Genomic DNA, 15,422 nt, shown 5'->3' with positions numbered 1-15,422 from the left:
ATGTCTAGGCATGTGTAGGCACCTGGCCTGGCTGGGCGCGCCGGTGTCGCTGGCATCGCTGATGCTGGAACCGCCGTCCGGCCTACTGGTGCAGTCGTATGCGCCGCGCCTGCAGAAGCACGGCCTGATGAACGCCGACGGTTGGGGCGCAGGCTTTTTCGACGGTGTGCAACCACGGCGGTGGCGCAGTGCGGCGCCGCTGTGGGGTGACGCGTCGTTCGCCTCGGTGGCGCCTGCGCTGAGCAGCTCGTGCGTGGTCGCCGCGGTGCGCTCGGCCAGCGTCGGGATGCCGATCGAGCCCTCGGCGTCGGCGCCGTTCACCGACGGGACATGGCTGCTGTCGCACAACGGGCTCGTCGATCGTGCGGTACTGCCGCTGTCCCCGCATGCTGAATCGACCAACGACAGCGCGCTGCTGGCCGCGCTCATCTTCGATCGCGGGCTTGACGCGCTCGGTGACACCGTGGCCGGTGTGGCTGCCGACGATCCGAACGCGCGGTTGAACATCGTGGCGGGCAACGGTTCTCGACTTCTGGCCACGACGTGGGGTGACACCCTGTCGGTGCTGCGCAGGCCCGACGGCGTGGTGCTGGCCAGCGAACCCTATGACGACGACCCGGCGTGGGAGGAGATCCCCGACCGCCATCTCGTCGACGTTCGGATCGGCGAGGCCGGCGCCACCAATGATGTCCGAGTCGATCTCACACCGTTGAAAGGATCGTGATGACGTTCTCCCTGGAGAACTACCTGGCCGCCGACGCCGCCGAGGCCGCGCTGCGGCGCGACGTCCGCGACGGGCTGACAGCGACGCCGAAGTCGTTGCCACCCAAGTGGTTCTACGACTCCGTTGGCAGCGACCTGTTCGACCAGATCACCCGGTTGCCCGAGTACTACCCGACGCGCGCGGAGGCGCAGATCCTGGCGGCGCACGCCGGTGAGATCGCGGTGGCGTCGGGCGCGGACACGCTCGTCGAACTGGGCAGCGGGACCTCGGAGAAGACCCGACGGCTGCTCGACGCGATGCGTGAGCGTGGCGCACTGCGCAGGTTCATCCCATTCGACGTCGACGCAACGGTTCTGGAGGCTGCGGGCGCAGCGATCTCCGAGGAGTACCCGGGCATCGAGATCGCGGCGGTGTGCGGCGATTTCGAGGAGCACCTGGGCAAGATCCCGGCCACCGGGCGGCGCCTGGTGGCGTTCCTCGGCTCGACCATCGGCAACCTCACCGCGGGCCCGCGCGCGGAGTTCCTCTCGTCGGTGGCGGCGATGATGCAGCCCGGCGACACCCTGCTGCTCGGCACCGACCTGGTCAAGGACACCGAGCGACTCGTGCGCGCCTACGACGACAGCGCCGGGGTGACGGCGCGATTCAACCTGAACGTCCTGGCCGTGGTGAACCGGGAACTGGGCGCGGACTTCGACGCCGCCGCCTTCGCTCACGTCGCACGGTGGAATCCCGACGAGGAACGCATCGAGATGTGGCTGCGCTCCGCTCGAGAGCAGCGCGTCCACATTCCGGCGCTCGACCTCACGGTCGATTTCGCCGACGGCGAGGAGATGCTCACCGAAGTGTCGTGCAAGTTCCGGCCCGAGGGCGTGGACACCGAACTGCGTGCAGCCGGCCTGACCCGGACGCAGTGGTGGACCGACGAGGCAGGCGACTTCGGGCTGTCCTTGGCGGTCAAGTGACACTCGCCGAGACGTGGCGGGCTGCGCGCCCCCCGGCCGCCGGCGTGCACCTGGACAGCGCTGCATGCGCGCGGCAGGGCTTCGCCGCGCTCGAAGCCGCGGCCCAGCACGCTCGACACGAAGCGGAGGTCGGCGGCTACGTCGCCGCGGTCGCAGCGGCCCCGGTGCTCGACGCGGGCCGCGCGGGCGTGCAGGCGCTGACCGGGATGGCCGACGCCGAGGTCTTCTTCACCACGGGGTCCAACCACGCCCTCGACGTCCTGCTCGCCGATTGGGCGGGAGACCGGGTGATCGCCTGTCTGACCGGCGAATACGGGCCGAATCTGGCGATCATGGCCCGCCACGGCTTCGAGATCCGCGAACTGCCCGTCGATGGCTTCGGTCGGCTGGACCTCGACGCCGTCGGCGCAGCGTTGTCCAGCGATCCGCCCGCGCTGGTGCACCTGACGACGCTGGGCAGCCACAGCGGGGTCGTCCAGCCGGTTCGCGAGCTCGCCGGGGCATGCCGCAGCCAGGGCCTGCCGTTGATCGTCGACGCGGCACAGGCGTTCTCGCACCTCGATTGCACGGACATCGGTGCTGACGCGATCTACTCGTCGTCGCGGAAGTGGTCGGCAGGGCCACGCGGGGTGGGCGTGCTGGCCACCCGGCCCGGGGTGCTGTCGGAGGGCACGCAGATGCGGATCGCGCACGCCGAAGCCAGCGTCGCCTCGCACGTCGGCTTCTCGGTGGCCATCGGCGAACACATCGCCGCGGGACCGGCGAACGTGCAGGCCCGGCTCCGCGAGGTGGGCGCGCGGACCAGAAGCGCGCTGGCCGACCTGTCGGGCTGGCAGGTGCGCGAGAACATCGACGAACCGAGCGCGATCACGACGATGACCCCGCCCGACGGCGTGGACGCCGCGACGGTGCGCGCCGACCTGATCGTCGACTACGGCATTCTCACCACGTTCATCGGTGTCGAGCGCGCACCGCAGGTGATGACCCGTCCCGCCCTGCGCGTCTCACCCCACGTCGACGTCACCGACGATGACCTGGCCACGCTCACCGACGCATTGGCGGCCGTCACGCGGGTGTGACGCGGGGCACTTCTGGTTATCCCTGCTGCACCATCAATGCAGGGGGACACCGGAGGGACACACCGCATGACCGCCGCCGAGGCTGACACACCGGACCAGCCGTCCAAGCCGGAGAAAAAGCGCGACCGGACGCACTGGCTCTACATCATGGTGATCGTCGCGGTCGTCGCCGGCATCATCGTCGGTCTGGTGGCACCCGAGATCGCCGGTTCGCTGGGTGTGCTGGGGGAGTTGTTCGTCAAGCTGATCAAGATGATGATCGTCCCGGTCATCTTCTGCACCGTCGTGCTCGGCATCGGCAAGGTGAAGGCCGCCGCGTCGGTCGGCAAGGTGGGCGGGCTGGCCATCGGCTACTTCCTGGTCATGTCGACGGTGGCGCTGGCCATCGGCCTGGTGGTGGGCAACATCATCAGCCCCGGCACCGGCTTAAACGTGCCCAACGACCCTGGCAAGGGTGCGGAGCTGGCCGGTGAGGCCGAATCTGCCGGCGGCACGATGGATTTCATCGCCAACATCATCCCGTCCACGCTGTTCTCGTCGGTCACCGAGGGCAACGTGCTGCAGGCGCTGTTCGTGGCACTGCTCGTCGGATTCGGTATCCAGTCACTCGGTGCCACCGGGGAGCCGCTGCTGCGCGGCATCGAGGCGCTGCAGAAACTGGTGTTCAAGATCCTGATCGGCGTCCTGTGGCTCGCGCCGATCGGTGCCTTCGGCGCCATCGCCGAGGTGGTCGGCGACACCGGCTTCGAGGCGGTCATCCAGCTCGGCGTGCTGATGGCGGCCTTCTACCTGACGTGCGTGATCTTCGTGTTCGGAGTGCTGGGCGCGCTGCTGTGGATGGTGGCGCGAGTGTCGGTGTTCAAGCTCGCCCGCTACCTGGCCCGGGAGTACTTGCTGATCGTCGCGACCTCGTCGTCGGAATCGGCGCTGCCGCGGCTCATCGCGAAGATGGAGCACGCCGGGGTGAAACCCGCGACGGTCGGCATCGTCGTGCCGACCGGATACTCGTTCAACCTCGACGGCACCGCGATCTACCTGACGATGGCCTCTCTTTTCATCGCCGACGCGCTGGGTGACCCGCTGTCCATCCCGGAGCAGCTCGGCCTGCTCGCGTTCATGATCGTCGCGTCCAAGGGGGCCGCCGGCGTCAGCGGCGCCGGGCTCGCCACGCTGGCCGCCGGATTGCAGAGCCACCGTCCGGAACTGCTCGACGGTGTCGGGATCATCGTCGGTATCGACCGATTCATGTCGGAGGCGCGGGCGCTGACGAACTTCTCCGGCAACGCCGTCGCCACACTGCTGGTGGGGCACTGGACGCACAGCGTCGACGAGGAGAGGTTGCGCGACGTGCTCGACGGCAACCGTCCGTTCGACGAATCCACGATGGTCGACGACCACGACACCAGCGACCGGCCCAAGGAGACCTCTCCGACCGGGTAGGTCGGGCCCTGCCCGCCCGTCCGCACTTACGCTGCCCGACGATTCGGTTGTCCCTCTGAGCTGTTCTCCAGCTCACATCTGCCGTGCCATGGTGGTCCCCGATACCACCGCCGAGCACCGCAGAGAGGACCCCGCCATGAAGGTCGAAGATCTTCTGAAGCCCTTCCCCATCAAGGAGTTTCACCCGTTTCCCCGTGCCATGATGGGGCCCGGCGCTCACGAGATGGTCGGCCCGGAAGCGCTGAAGATGGGCTTCAAGCGCGTGCTGTTGATGAGCTCGGGCCTGCGCGGCACCGACATCGTGCACAACATGGCCGAGTCGCTGAAGTGGCACGGCCTCGAGGTCGTGGTCTACGACCAGGTGGAGTCCAATCCCAAGGACTACAACGTGATGGACTCGGTGAAGCTGTACCAGGAGAACGAATGCGACAGCTTCATCTCCATCGGCGGCGGCTCCACCCACGACGCCTGCAAGGGTGCCCGCATCTCGATCGCCCATGACGGCCGCAACGTCAACGACTTCGAGGGCTTCAACAAGAGCGAGAACCCGAAGAACCCGCCGCACATCGCGATCTCGACCACCGCGGGCACCGGCTCGGAGACGTCGTGGGCCTACGTCATCACCGACACCACCACCGACCCGGACAACCCGCACAAGTACGTCGCGTTCGACGATGCCTCCGTGGCGACGCTGGCTGTCGACGACCCGGTGCTGTACTACGAATGCCCCGTCGACTACACCGCGCAGTGCGGCTTCGACGTGCTGGCCCATGCCTCGGAACCGTATGTGTCACGGCTGAATTTCGAACCGTCGCTGGGCAACGCGATCCGCGCGATCAAGCTGACCGCGGAGAACCTGCGCGAAGCCACCTGGAACGGAACGGATCTCAAGGGTCGCGAAGGCATGATGTACGCCCAGTACATCGCCGCCCAAGCCTTCAACTCCGGCGGCCTCGGCATCATCCACTCGATCTCCCACGCCGTCAGCGCGTTCTACGACACCCACCACGGCTTGAACAACGCGATCGCGCTTCCCCGCGTCTGGGCGTTCAACATGCCGGTGGCCTACAAGCGATTCGCCGACATCGCTCAGGCGATGGGTGTGGACACCTACGGCATGACCGACGTACAGGCCGCCGACGCAGCACTGGCCGCGGCTATCCGTCTGCTGCGCGACGTCAACATCATCGAGCGCTTCGTCGACGTCAAGCAGGACAGTTACTCCAAGAACCGATTGGGCAAGGGCCCCACCAAGTTCTACGAGAACGCCCCGGTCATCAAGGGCGACAAGGCCGACGTCGACCGCATCACCAACCACGTCCTCGGCGATGCCTGCACACCCGGCAACGCGAAGGAGTGCACGTTCGACACCGTGCGTCCGGTGGTCGAGCACTGCATGAACGGCAGCCTCGACGAGCTGCTGCCCTGACATGTTCTCTTCCGTGGAGGAGGTGCGCGAGGCGCTCGCCGGTGAGGGATACATCGCCGACGAGCGCCTGGCCACCACGGTGTTCCTGCAGACCCGCCTGGACAAGCCGCTGCTGATCGAGGGACCGGCCGGTGTCGGAAAGACCGAACTGGCCAAGGTGCTGGCGGCAGCCACCGGCCGCCGGCTACTGCGCCTGCAGTGCTACGAAGGTCAGGACGAGACCAAGGCGCTCTACGAATGGGATTACGGCAAGCAGCTGCTCTACACCCAGATCCTGCGGGAGAAGATCGGTCAGCTGGTGGCCGATGCGACGGACCTCGACGAGGCTGTAGAGCGCATCGGCACCCAGGAGAGCGTGTTCTTCTCCGACCGCTTCCTGGCACCGCGCCCCCTGCTCGAGGCGGTACGGTCCGAGGAACCCGTGGTGCTACTGATCGACGAGATCGACCGCGCCGACGAGGCACTGGAAGCAGTTCTGTTAGAACTCCTTGGGGAATACCAGGTTTCGGTACCCGAGCTGGGAACCTTCACCGCCAACCACGCCCCGTACGTGATCCTCACGTCGAACAACACCCGCGACCTCGCGGCGGCCCTGAAACGACGCTGCCTGCACCTGTTCCTCGACTACCCGGCGGCCGAGCGGGAGCTGCAGATCGTGCAGTCGAAGAACACCGGACTCTCCGATGCGCTCGCCACCCAGCTCGTCGACGTCGTGCGCGGTCTTCGTGAACTCGAACTGCGCAAGGCGCCCAGCATCTCCGAGACCATCGACTGGGCACGCACTCTGGCCGTCCTCGGGGTCGACGACCTGTCGGCCCAGGTGCTCTCGGACACCGTGTCGGTCGTCGTCAAGTACGACAAGGACGTTCGCAAGGCGCTCGACGCGCTGCCGCGTCTGGTGGATCCGAATGCGACAGTGCCTGAGCGCAAACATCATTCGCATGACCACCCACATGGGCACAGCCACGACCACCCGCACGATCACGATCACGATCACGGTGCCGACGGGCGGACTGCGCGACTGGCCAAGGACAAGCCTGGCCGCTTCACCGACGGCTACTACGGCACCCCGAAGAAGACACAGCAATCGGAAACGGCGACCCTCGGCCGGCGCCGCGCCCTGTAGCCATGGAAGCCACGCTGCACCGCTTCGTCCGGCTTCTCCGCCTCGGCGGTGTGCGGGTCTCGATCCCCGAGGCGCTGGACGCGATGCGGTGCGCCGGGCAGCCCGGTGTGTTGACGTCCCGGGCTGTCCTGCGCACCGCATTGCGCGTTGCGCTGGTCAAGGACGAGCGCGACGGGCCGATCTTCGACGAGATCTTCGACGCGTTCTTTCGCCTCGTGCGGGTCGGTGACGATGCCGCCGGCCACGGGCACTCCCACGCGCACGACGACCTCGTCGACACCGGAGAGCTCGAATCCTTCACGCTCTCAGAGCAACCCAGCGACACCCCGGAGCAGGGCCACGAACACGGCAAGCCATCGAGCATCCGCGACTACTTCAAACAGGAGGATCTCGCGCAGCGGTACAACCTGCACCAGGAGGCGAACAAGATCGACCTGGCCGCGCTGACCGACGAGATCGCGTTCAGCGACCAGACTCGCACCGGCGCCGACGACGCCTACCGGGTGCAGCTGTCCACCGACCGACTCAGCGGTGCGCCGACTGTCGGGAACCTGTCGACGTCGGCGGGCACCCCCGTCGACGCGGAGCTGACCATCGCCGAGCAGGAGGCCCTACTCGGTTGGCTGGACGGCGAATTCGGCTCGCAGGACGGTGACGAAGCGGATGCCGCGGCGCTGCGCAGACGGCTGGCCGGTGTGTTGGAAAACCTGCCGCAGGCGCTCAAGCGCCACCTGGAGGCGCTGCTGGCGCTGGAGACCGCGATCGTCGAGACGCGGGAGCGGCGAGAAGCCCAGGTGGAGAGGATCGGCGAGACTGAACGCGCCGATCTCGAGGACTCACTGCGCCGACTCGCCCGCACCCTGCACGGTGCGTTGACCCACCGGCGCCGCGTCGCGGTCGCGGGACGCGTCGACTCCGGCCAGACGATGCGCCGCAACATGCGCTTCGACGGGGTGCCCTTCATGCCGGTGACCGTGCGGCGTGCCGAAGACCGGCCCAGGCTGGTCGTGCTGGCCGACGTGAGCCTGTCGGTGCGGGCGACGTCCCGGTTCACCCTGAGCCTCGTGCACGGCCTGCAGGACCTCTTCACCCAGGTCCGCTCCTTCGTCTTCGTCGCCGACATCGCCGAGACCACCGAACTGTTCCGCGACCACGCCGGAGACCGGGCGCTGGGCCAGATCTTCGGCGGTGATGTCGTCGACACCGCCGCGAACTCCGACTACGGCAGTGTGTTCGGCGAGTTCCTGGCCGAGCACTCGTCGGCGGTGACGCGGCGCACGACCGTGCTGGTGCTCGGCGACGGACGGACGAATGGCCGCGACCCCAACCTCGCCGCGTTCGAGGAGATCACCCGCCGCGCCCGCGAAACGGTGTGGCTCACCCCCGAGCCGCGCTACTCCTGGGGTCTGGGCAGCTGCGATCTGCCCCGCTACGGCGAGTTCTGCGACCGCGTGCGGGTGGTGGCCGACATGTCGGGCCTGGAAAGTGCCGCCCATGACTTCGCGGCGGAAGCCGTGGGCAGGTGAGGTGTGGGTCGTAGTCTGGAACCCGGAATGTCGGCCCGGGGTTGGCGAGGCGAGGCAGTGACGACAGGACACACGCACACAGCGGTGGAGTCACGGCTGCTGAAGTTCCACGCCCCGGAGATCGTGTTCGGGGTGTCGTCGATGGTCGAGGCGGCGCACGCGGCGATGCGCCTCGGCGCGATGCGGCCGATGCTCGTCACCGACCCCGGTCTGATCGAGGCCGGCTGGGCTGACGAGATGGTCGGCCACCTGGCCGACCAGGGCATCACGACCCGGCTGTGGCACGACCTGACGCCCAACCCGAAAGACCACGAGATCGCCGCGGGCTTCGAGCGCTACGCCGAGCACGGCTGCGACGTGCTGGTGGCCGTCGGCGGCGGATCGGTGATCGACGCCGCCAAGGGCGTGGCGATCCTGGCGGCCAACGGTGGCGACATCCTCGACTACGAAGGCGTCGACAAAGCCGAGATGCCGATCCCGCCGCTGGTGGTCGTGCCGTCCACCTCCGGCACCGGCGCCGACGTCTCGCAGTTCTGCATCGTCACCGACACCACCCGCAACACCAAGATCACGATCCTCGGCAGGGCGCTCGTCCCCGACATCACGGTGATCGATCCGCGGCTGCTCACGACGATGCCGGACTGGCTCAACGCCGCTACCGGGCTGGACGCCCTCACCCACGGCATCGAGGCGTACGTCTCGCTGGGCCATAACCAGCTCACCGACCACCACGCGCTGCGCGCCGTGCAGATGGTGACCGACAACCTGGCCGACACCCTGGAAAGGCCCGACGAGATGCCGGCGCGGGTGCTGATGGCCCAGGCCGCGCTGGAAGCCGGGCTGGCGTTCACCAACGCGATCCTGGGCGCCACGCACGCGATGAGCCATCAGGTGGGCGGTCTGCTCGACCTGCCGCACGGCGTCGTCAACGGCGTCCTGTTGCCCCACGTGATCCGGTTCAACGCCGAAGCCGACCCCGAGCCGTACAAGTCCATCGCGACGTTCCTCGGGGTGGCCGACCCGGCAACGCCGGCCGCCGAAGCAGCACTGGCGCTGGCCGACCGCATCGACGCGCTCGCCCGCGACGTCGGCGTGCCCCGCGGGCTCGCCGAACTGGGGGTGCGGCCCGAGGACCTGCCCCGCCTGGCCACGACCGCGCTGTCCGACGCGTGCATGAGCACCAATCCGCGGCCCGCCGACGTGGCCCAGATGCACGCCCTGTTCCAGGCGGCGATGTGAGATGACCGCCGCCGACGCCGGCCCGCCAGACCTGGCCAGGCTCACCGGGTTACGTTCGGGTAAGGGTCGCTTCTACTCCGAATTGCGGCTCACCGCAGCGCGTTTGGATCGGGTGATCGCGGCGCTGGACACCATCTCCCGTGCCCTGGTGCAGACGATCGACGGTCCCGAGAAACTCGTCCGCGCCGTGGCCGAGGCGGCGCGCGCGACCCTCGACGCCGACTGGGTGTTGCTCGCGCTGGCCGACGGCGCGCTGCCCGAAGCCAGTGTGCGACATCTGATCCTGGATTCCGCAGGCGTGGCCTACGCCTTCGAGGGGCTCCGCGACGCCGCCGACCCGGGCGCCGCGCTGCCCGACGCGGTGCTCAACCGGCTCAACGACATCCTGCGCGGACAGCTCGCCGGCTTTCGGCTGCCGGTGATGGAGAAGCAGCACGCCCACGTCCCGATCGAGCTCGACGGAACGGTGATCGGGGCGTTCGCGGCATGGACGCCGCCGCACCGCACCCTCGACGGCACCGACGCTATGGTGATGCGCATACTGGCCGGCCAGACCGCGGTGGCCCTGCAGAACTCGGCTCTGTTCACCAAATCGGTGTCGCTGCTGGCACAGTCGGAGGCTCGCAACGCCGAGCTGCTGGCCACCCAACGGGAACTCGGAGCCGTCCAACGCCACCAGGTGCTCAACTCCGAACGGCACCGGATCGCGCGCGAGCTGCACGACAGCGTCGCACAGACGGTGCTGTCGGCCGGCATGCAGATCGAGGTGTGCCGCAGCGAAATCGCCCAGCAGGGCGGCGAACTCACCGGGCGACTGGACCTGGCCAAGGAGCTCACCCGGTCGGCCACCGAACAGTTGCGCTCGGCGATCTATGCGCTGAACCAGCCCGCCGACGCACGCAGGTCCGGTCTGGCTGCGATGCTCGGCCAACTCGCCACCGTGCACATGCCGGAGGATCTTCGGGTGACGTTGCGGGTCGACGGGCACGCGAGCGAACTGCCCGGCGATGTCGAGCACGACCTGCTGCGGATCGCCGGGGAAGCGCTGTTCAACACGGCGATGCACGGTCAGGCCACGCGGGCCATCGTGCGGTTGACCTATCGAGCGGATGCGGTCTCGCTCTCGATCGCCGACGACGGCACCGGCGATCCGGACAAGATGCGGCTCATGCTGCGCATGGCCGAAGCCGCCGACGTCGACGGCCGCCACCGCGGTCTGGCCAACATGCGGGCACGTGCCACCGGACACGGCGGCAGCTTCGACGTCTACCGCTCGCGCCTCGGCGGAGTCCGCGTGGTCGCCCGCATTCCCTGCCGCGCAGCTGATCTCGCAGAAAGCCGGTCACCATGACACCCATCAGGCTGGTCCTCGTCGACGATCACGCGATCCTGCGCCAGGGTCTGCGCTCGGTCCTCGAACGCGCCGATGACCTCGTCGTCGTCGGCGAGGCCGCATCGGAGGCCGAGGCCGAAGCCGTGGTGCGTGCCACCTCGCCCGACGTCGTCCTGCTGGATCTCAAGCTGTCGGCAGGCTCGGAGTTCGAGGGACTGACGTTGTGCGGCAAGCTCTCTGCTGCGTATCCGAACCTGGGCCTGCTGATCCTCACGACGTTCCTCGACGAGGACCTGGTGGTGCGGGCAGTGCACGCCGGTGCCCGCGGCTACGTCGTCAAGGACGTCGACACCACCGAGCTGGTCCGCGCGATCCGCGCGATCTCGGCGGGGGACAGTGCGTTCGACTCGCGTAGCGCCGCGGCCGTGGTCCGATCGATGTCGGGACGTGGGGAGCCCAGGGCGCAGCTCACCGACCGCGAGGTGGAGGTGCTGCGACTGCTGGCTGCGGGATTGTCCAACAACAAGATCGGCGAGAAGCTCTACATCTCTGCGACCACCGCGAAGTTCCACGTCAGCAACATCATGCGCAAGCTCGAGGTGAGCAGGCGAGCCGAAGCGGTGTACGCGGCGAGCAAGCGGGGCCTGATCTAGCGGTCGAGGATCAGCCAGCCACCGTGGAAATCGAAGGTGTGCGCGGAGACTCCCGGATGGCGGGCAGTCAGTGTGTCGCCCAGACGCCGCATCCGTGCCGGGTCGAATCGCTGCACATGTCCGTAGCACTCTCGCGGCTCGTCTTCGAACGGAACCGCGATCACCACACGGCGGCGCGCCAGCCGCAGCGCTTCGTCGCAGACGGCCGTCATCACCTCATCGGGTAGATGTTCGATCAGGTGCAGCGCGGTGACGGTGTCGGCGCTGCCCGACGGCAGCGGCACGGACGTCGCATCGCAGGCCAGTGTGGTCAGTGGGCGCTGCAACCGGGGACTCACCGTAGCGAGCAATCGCATCGTCGAGGCACTGAGATCTGTTGCCGTGACCTCGATGTGGCGCGCCATCCGGAGAGGGAAGAAGCCGAAGCACGAACCCAGATCGAGCAACCGGCTGCCGTGCACGCGTGCCGCCGCTTCGGCATGGATGGGCCCGAATGCGGTGGCGCCGCGTTCGAGGGCGGTCAGCGAGTTTCGGTAGAACCGTAGCCAGGAAGCCAGGCTGCCGTCCACTGTCGAGCGGACCACGCCGGTGAACACCAGCTCGAACTCCGCTTGTCCCCGCAGCACCTCGGTGTCGACCAGGTGCTCGGTGAGCAGCGAGGTCAGCGCGTCGGACAGCTCGGCAGGGTTCAGGTCGTGCTCGACGCTGAGCAGGTCGTCGCGCCGCTGCACGCAGAACCTGCCGGCGCACACTGTCGCCGCGCCACGGTGTGGCCGGTGCGGCCCCCGCCGACGACTGACCCGGATGCCGTGGCCGCTCCACAGACCGCGAGGCGACCGTGCGAGCGGATCGAGTTGAGCTGCTTGCATATTCGTTGACGCTAGGAGACTGTGGCGGGTGTTCGCGTGCCCCGATCGGGTGCGATGTGCAGCCCGCCCGGGTGGGTGGGGACTGCCCGATCGGCGAGTTCTGCTGCTCGGGCGCGGCTTCTAGCGTGGACGGCACCGAGACACTGAGGAGTTACCATGGCCGCCTGGTTCGAGACAGTCGCCGATGCGCAACGACGAGCCCGAAAGCGATTGCCGCCCAGCGTGTACAGCGCTCTGGTCGCCGGCTCCGAGAAGGGCCTCACGGTGTCGGACAACACGGCGGCGTTCGCCGAGCTGGGCTTCGCGCCCCACGTCGCCGGCTTGTCCGGCAAGCGTGACATGGCGACGACGGTGATGGGCCAGGCGATCTCGCTGCCCGTGCTGATCTCCCCGACGGGCGTACAGGCCGTCCACCCGGACGGCGAGGTCGCGGTAGCGCGCGCAGCCGCCGCCCGCGGCACCGCGATCGGTCTGTCCTCGTTCGCGAGCAAGCCCATCGAGGAGGTCACGCTCGCCAACCCGGCCACGTTCTTCCAGATGTACTGGACCGGTGGCCGGGACAAGCTGCTCGCCCGCATGGAACGAGCGCGCCGCGCCGGGGCGGTGGGCCTCATCATCACCACCGACTGGTCGTTCTCCAACGGTAGGGACTGGGGGAGCCCGGCCATCCCGGAGCGGATGGATCTCAAGGCGATGCTGCGCTTCGCGCCCGAAGGGATCCGCAGGCCGCGATGGCTTCTCGAGTTCGCGAAGACGGGACGGGTTCCGGACCTGACCGCACCCAACCTCGCCGACGGTGGCGACCCGCCGACGTTCTTCGGCGCCTACGGCGAATGGATGCACACGCCGCTGCCGAGCTGGGAGGACATCGCGTGGCTGCGCGAGCAGTGGGGCGGGCCGTTCATGCTCAAGGGCGTGATGCGCGTCGACGATGCCCGGCGGGCCGTCGACGCCGGCGTCACCGCGATCTCGGTCTCCAACCACGGCGGCAACAACCTCGACGGCACGCCGGCCCCGGTCCGTGCGCTGCCGGCCATCTCCGAGGCCGTCGGCGACCAGATCGAGATCGTGCTCGACGGCGGCATCCGGCGCGGATCCGACGTCGTCAAGGCCGTCGCGCTCGGTGCCCGTGCCGTGATGATCGGCCGCGCCTACCTGTGGGGGCTCGCCGCCGGCGGGCAGGCCGGTGTCGAGAACGTGCTCGACATCCTGCGCGGCGGTATCGATTCCGCGCTGCTGGGCCTCGGGTTGTCGTCGATCCAGGAACTCGATCCGGCCAGTGTCATTGTGCCCGACGGTTTTCGGCGCGACCTAGGGGTCTAGTGGGGATCTAGTGGGGGGCCTAGCCCGACTTGTGGGCGGTGAGGAGCAACCCGCTCATCTTCGCCCGCCCCTTGTCGTCGCGGGCGTCTGAGGGAAGGGGCATCTCGGCAGGCATGTTCGCATGGATGAACGCCGGTCGTACCTCGTCGATCTCCCAGTACCGGCCGACGACGTCGCGCAACTCGTCCTCGGTGACCTCGTTCGGCTTCTGCTCGAGGTCCGGCGGGAAAGCACCCTTGGCGAACACCAGGATGAAATAGCTCGCACCCGGTGCCGCGGCGCGGTGTACCGCCTGCACGTACCCGTCGCGGCCGTCGATGGGCAGCGAATGGAACAGCGTGGAGTCCATCACCGTCGAGAATCGGCCGTCGAACCCCTCGAACGTCGTGATGTCGTCGGCCACGAACTCCACTCCGGAAAGTTCGCGATCGCGAGCCGCCGCTGTCGCTGCCGCGATCGCGGTCGGTGACAGGTCGATCCCCGTCACCGTGTAGCCCTGCGCCGCGAGCGTCAGCGACAGCTCGGCGTGCCCGCAGCCGGCGTCGAGCACCTCGCTGCGCACCCTGCCGGCGTCGATCAGGGCCGCGAGCTCGGGCTGCGGCTCACCGATGTTCCAGGGTGGTTCCGCACCATAGGGGGTGTCACCTCGATAGGTGCCGTCCCAGTCCATGTCCTGCAGATGGTCTGCCATGGGCGCCAAGGTACGCGCCCTCCGGGAAGTTTCGACCGTGCTCGCGCCTTGAAGTGGGAAACCGGTGTCACGACGGAGGGACGCACCATGACGATCAGGCCCCTGACCATTCCCCGCGGCTCGTTCGACCTCGCAGGCCTGCTCCATCTGCCCGACGATGCCGATGACCGAGATCCCGTCGCCGCGGTGGTGCTGTCCACACCGGGCAGCAGCGTCAAGGAGCAGATCGGCGCCAACTATGCGCGCCGGTTGGCTGACCGGGGCATCGCTGCATTGGTATTCGATCCCGCCTATCAGGGGGACAGTGGCGGCACCCCGAGGGATCTGGAGGATCCCTACCGTCGCGGAGAAGACATCTCCTTCGCCATCGATGCCCTCCAGCGCGAGCCCGGTATCGCTGCCGATCGCATCGGGGTGCTCGGAATCTGCGCGGGCGGCGGATACGCCGTGCACACAGCACGCACCGACCACCGCATCCGCGCCGTCGGCACCGTGGTCGCCGGCAACATGGGTGAGAGCTGGCGATCGGCAGCTTTCGCTCCCGACGGTCCCGCGGCGGCGCTCGACCGTCTTGCGGCAGAGCGCACCCGCGAGGTCCAGACCGGCCGGCTCGACCGCCTCAACTGGCTACCCGACACCGCCGAGGACGCCGTCGCCGCGGGCATCACCGACATCGACAACACCCAGGCCGTCGAGTACTACCGGACCGAGCGGGGCGGGCATCCGCGTTCGACCAACCGGCGGCTGGCTCGGGGGGATTCGCTGCTGATCGGCTACGATGCGTTCCACCTCGTGGACCAGCTGATGACCCAGCCACTCCAGGTGATCGTCGCCGGGCGTCGGGGCGTGACCATGTCATACGAGGCGGGCATGAAACTCTGGGAGCTGGCGCCCAATCCGGTCGACCTGATGGTGGTCGAGGGTGCCGGCCACTACGAGATGTACGACGTCCCGCAGTACGTCGACCAGGCCGTCGATCGACTGGCCGACTTCTACCGCAAGTTCCTCTCCGGCACGTAGGCCCC

General features: G+C 68.3%; 14 protein-coding genes. 12 read left to right on the top strand and 2 right to left on the bottom strand.

Annotated elements, in window-relative coordinates; genetic code table 11:
- The first annotated feature begins 10 nt into the window (after positions 1–10).
- The 10 genes from egtC (at position 11) to PGN37_RS24925 (ending at position 11,514) form a co-directional block, all read left to right on the top strand.
- Positions 11–724: an ergothioneine biosynthesis protein EgtC gene (gene egtC, locus PGN37_RS24970; protein ID WP_335333668.1), complete on the top strand. Its 714-nt coding sequence runs from the start codon at positions 11–13 to the stop codon at positions 722–724.
- Positions 724–1,689, top strand: a complete 966-nt coding sequence (gene egtD, locus PGN37_RS24965; protein WP_335333667.1) for an L-histidine N(alpha)-methyltransferase — start codon at positions 724–726, stop codon at positions 1,687–1,689. The genes egtC and egtD overlap by 1 nt, the downstream gene beginning before the upstream one ends.
- A complete protein-coding gene (egtE, locus tag PGN37_RS24960) occupies positions 1,686–2,768 on the top strand; it encodes an ergothioneine biosynthesis PLP-dependent enzyme EgtE (RefSeq protein ID WP_335333666.1) in 1,083 nt (360 codons plus the stop codon). The genes egtD and egtE overlap by 4 nt, the downstream gene beginning before the upstream one ends.
- Before the next feature lie 66 nt (positions 2,769–2,834).
- A complete protein-coding gene (locus tag PGN37_RS24955) occupies positions 2,835–4,208 on the top strand; it encodes a cation:dicarboxylate symporter family transporter (protein WP_335333665.1) in 1,374 nt (457 codons plus the stop codon).
- A 136-nt stretch (positions 4,209–4,344) separates the two neighbouring features.
- On the top strand, positions 4,345–5,637 hold the full coding sequence (gene mdo, locus PGN37_RS24950; RefSeq protein WP_046364053.1) for an NDMA-dependent methanol dehydrogenase: 1,293 nt from the start codon (positions 4,345–4,347) through the stop codon (positions 5,635–5,637).
- 1 nt (position 5,638) lies between these two features.
- Positions 5,639–6,763 carry an AAA family ATPase gene (locus tag PGN37_RS24945; protein ID WP_335333664.1) on the top strand — a complete coding sequence of 375 codons (1,125 nt, stop codon included), beginning with the start codon at positions 5,639–5,641 and terminating at the stop codon, positions 6,761–6,763.
- Positions 6,764–6,765: 2 nt separating this feature from the next.
- Positions 6,766–8,289, top strand: coding sequence for a VWA domain-containing protein (locus PGN37_RS24940; RefSeq protein WP_335333663.1), 1,524 nt, complete (start codon positions 6,766–6,768; stop codon positions 8,287–8,289).
- A gap of 27 nt (positions 8,290–8,316) precedes the next feature.
- Positions 8,317–9,528: an iron-containing alcohol dehydrogenase gene (locus tag PGN37_RS24935; RefSeq protein WP_442933018.1), complete on the top strand. Its 1,212-nt coding sequence runs from the start codon at positions 8,317–8,319 to the stop codon at positions 9,526–9,528.
- 1 nt (position 9,529) lies between these two features.
- Positions 9,530–10,879: a MadS family sensor histidine kinase gene (locus PGN37_RS24930; protein ID WP_335333661.1), complete on the top strand. Its 1,350-nt coding sequence runs from the start codon at positions 9,530–9,532 to the stop codon at positions 10,877–10,879.
- Complete coding sequence (locus PGN37_RS24925; protein WP_335333660.1) at positions 10,876–11,514, top strand: MadR family response regulator transcription factor; 639 nt, start codon at positions 10,876–10,878, stop codon at positions 11,512–11,514. Before PGN37_RS24930 ends, PGN37_RS24925 begins: the two co-directional genes overlap by 4 nt.
- Here PGN37_RS24925 and mftM read toward each other — a convergent pair.
- Positions 11,511–12,383 (bottom strand): mycofactocin oligosaccharide methyltransferase MftM, encoded by an 873-nt coding sequence (gene mftM / locus PGN37_RS24920; RefSeq protein ID WP_335333659.1) that lies wholly within the window; start codon positions 12,381–12,383, stop codon positions 11,511–11,513. The two genes, PGN37_RS24925 and mftM, sit on opposite strands and share 4 nt — an antisense overlap.
- Before the next feature lie 156 nt (positions 12,384–12,539).
- Between mftM and mftD the strand changes: the two genes are divergently transcribed.
- On the top strand, positions 12,540–13,706 hold the full coding sequence (gene mftD / locus PGN37_RS24915) for a pre-mycofactocin synthase MftD (protein WP_335333658.1): 1,167 nt from the start codon (positions 12,540–12,542) through the stop codon (positions 13,704–13,706).
- Positions 13,707–13,725: 19 nt separating this feature from the next.
- Here mftD and PGN37_RS24910 read toward each other — a convergent pair whose 3' ends face one another.
- Entirely contained in the window at positions 13,726–14,397 is a 672-nt protein-coding gene (locus tag PGN37_RS24910; protein ID WP_335333657.1) for a class I SAM-dependent methyltransferase, read from the bottom strand.
- Positions 14,398–14,484: 87 nt separating this feature from the next.
- Here PGN37_RS24910 and PGN37_RS24905 point away from each other — a divergent pair, with 87 nt between their 5' ends.
- The gene (locus tag PGN37_RS24905) at positions 14,485–15,417 is read left to right on the top strand and encodes an alpha/beta hydrolase (RefSeq protein ID WP_335333656.1); all 933 of its coding nucleotides are present in this window, start codon (positions 14,485–14,487) and stop codon (positions 15,415–15,417) included.
- The last annotated feature ends 5 nt before the right edge of the window (positions 15,418–15,422 follow it).

The sequence above is a fragment of the Mycobacterium kyogaense genome (assembly GCF_036946525.1).
In the GTDB taxonomy this organism is placed as follows: domain Bacteria; phylum Actinomycetota; class Actinomycetes; order Mycobacteriales; family Mycobacteriaceae; genus Mycobacterium; species Mycobacterium kyogaense_A.
Note: the sequence above shows the minus strand (reverse complement) of the source record. Positions and strands in the feature narration are given on the sequence as shown.

Coding starts and splice junctions, on each gene's coding strand:
- egtD (WP_335333667.1), top strand. CDS start 724: ATGACGTTCTCCCTGGAGAACTACCTGGCCGCCGACGCCGCCGAGGCC.
- mdo (WP_046364053.1), top strand. CDS start 4,345: ATGAAGGTCGAAGATCTTCTGAAGCCCTTCCCCATCAAGGAGTTTCAC.
- PGN37_RS24940 (WP_335333663.1), top strand. CDS start 6,766: ATGGAAGCCACGCTGCACCGCTTCGTCCGGCTTCTCCGCCTCGGCGGT.
- PGN37_RS24945 (WP_335333664.1), top strand. CDS start 5,639: ATGTTCTCTTCCGTGGAGGAGGTGCGCGAGGCGCTCGCCGGTGAGGGA.
- PGN37_RS24955 (WP_335333665.1), top strand. CDS start 2,835: ATGACCGCCGCCGAGGCTGACACACCGGACCAGCCGTCCAAGCCGGAG.
- PGN37_RS24925 (WP_335333660.1), top strand. CDS start 10,876: ATGACACCCATCAGGCTGGTCCTCGTCGACGATCACGCGATCCTGCGC.
- mftM (WP_335333659.1), bottom strand. CDS start 12,383: ATGCAAGCAGCTCAACTCGATCCGCTCGCACGGTCGCCTCGCGGTCTG.
- PGN37_RS24905 (WP_335333656.1), top strand. CDS start 14,485: ATGACGATCAGGCCCCTGACCATTCCCCGCGGCTCGTTCGACCTCGCA.
- PGN37_RS24910 (WP_335333657.1), bottom strand. CDS start 14,397: ATGGCAGACCATCTGCAGGACATGGACTGGGACGGCACCTATCGAGGT.
- PGN37_RS24935 (WP_442933018.1), top strand. CDS start 8,317: ATGTCGGCCCGGGGTTGGCGAGGCGAGGCAGTGACGACAGGACACACG.
- PGN37_RS24930 (WP_335333661.1), top strand. CDS start 9,530: ATGACCGCCGCCGACGCCGGCCCGCCAGACCTGGCCAGGCTCACCGGG.
- egtC (WP_335333668.1), top strand. CDS start 11: ATGTGTAGGCACCTGGCCTGGCTGGGCGCGCCGGTGTCGCTGGCATCG.
- mftD (WP_335333658.1), top strand. CDS start 12,540: ATGGCCGCCTGGTTCGAGACAGTCGCCGATGCGCAACGACGAGCCCGA.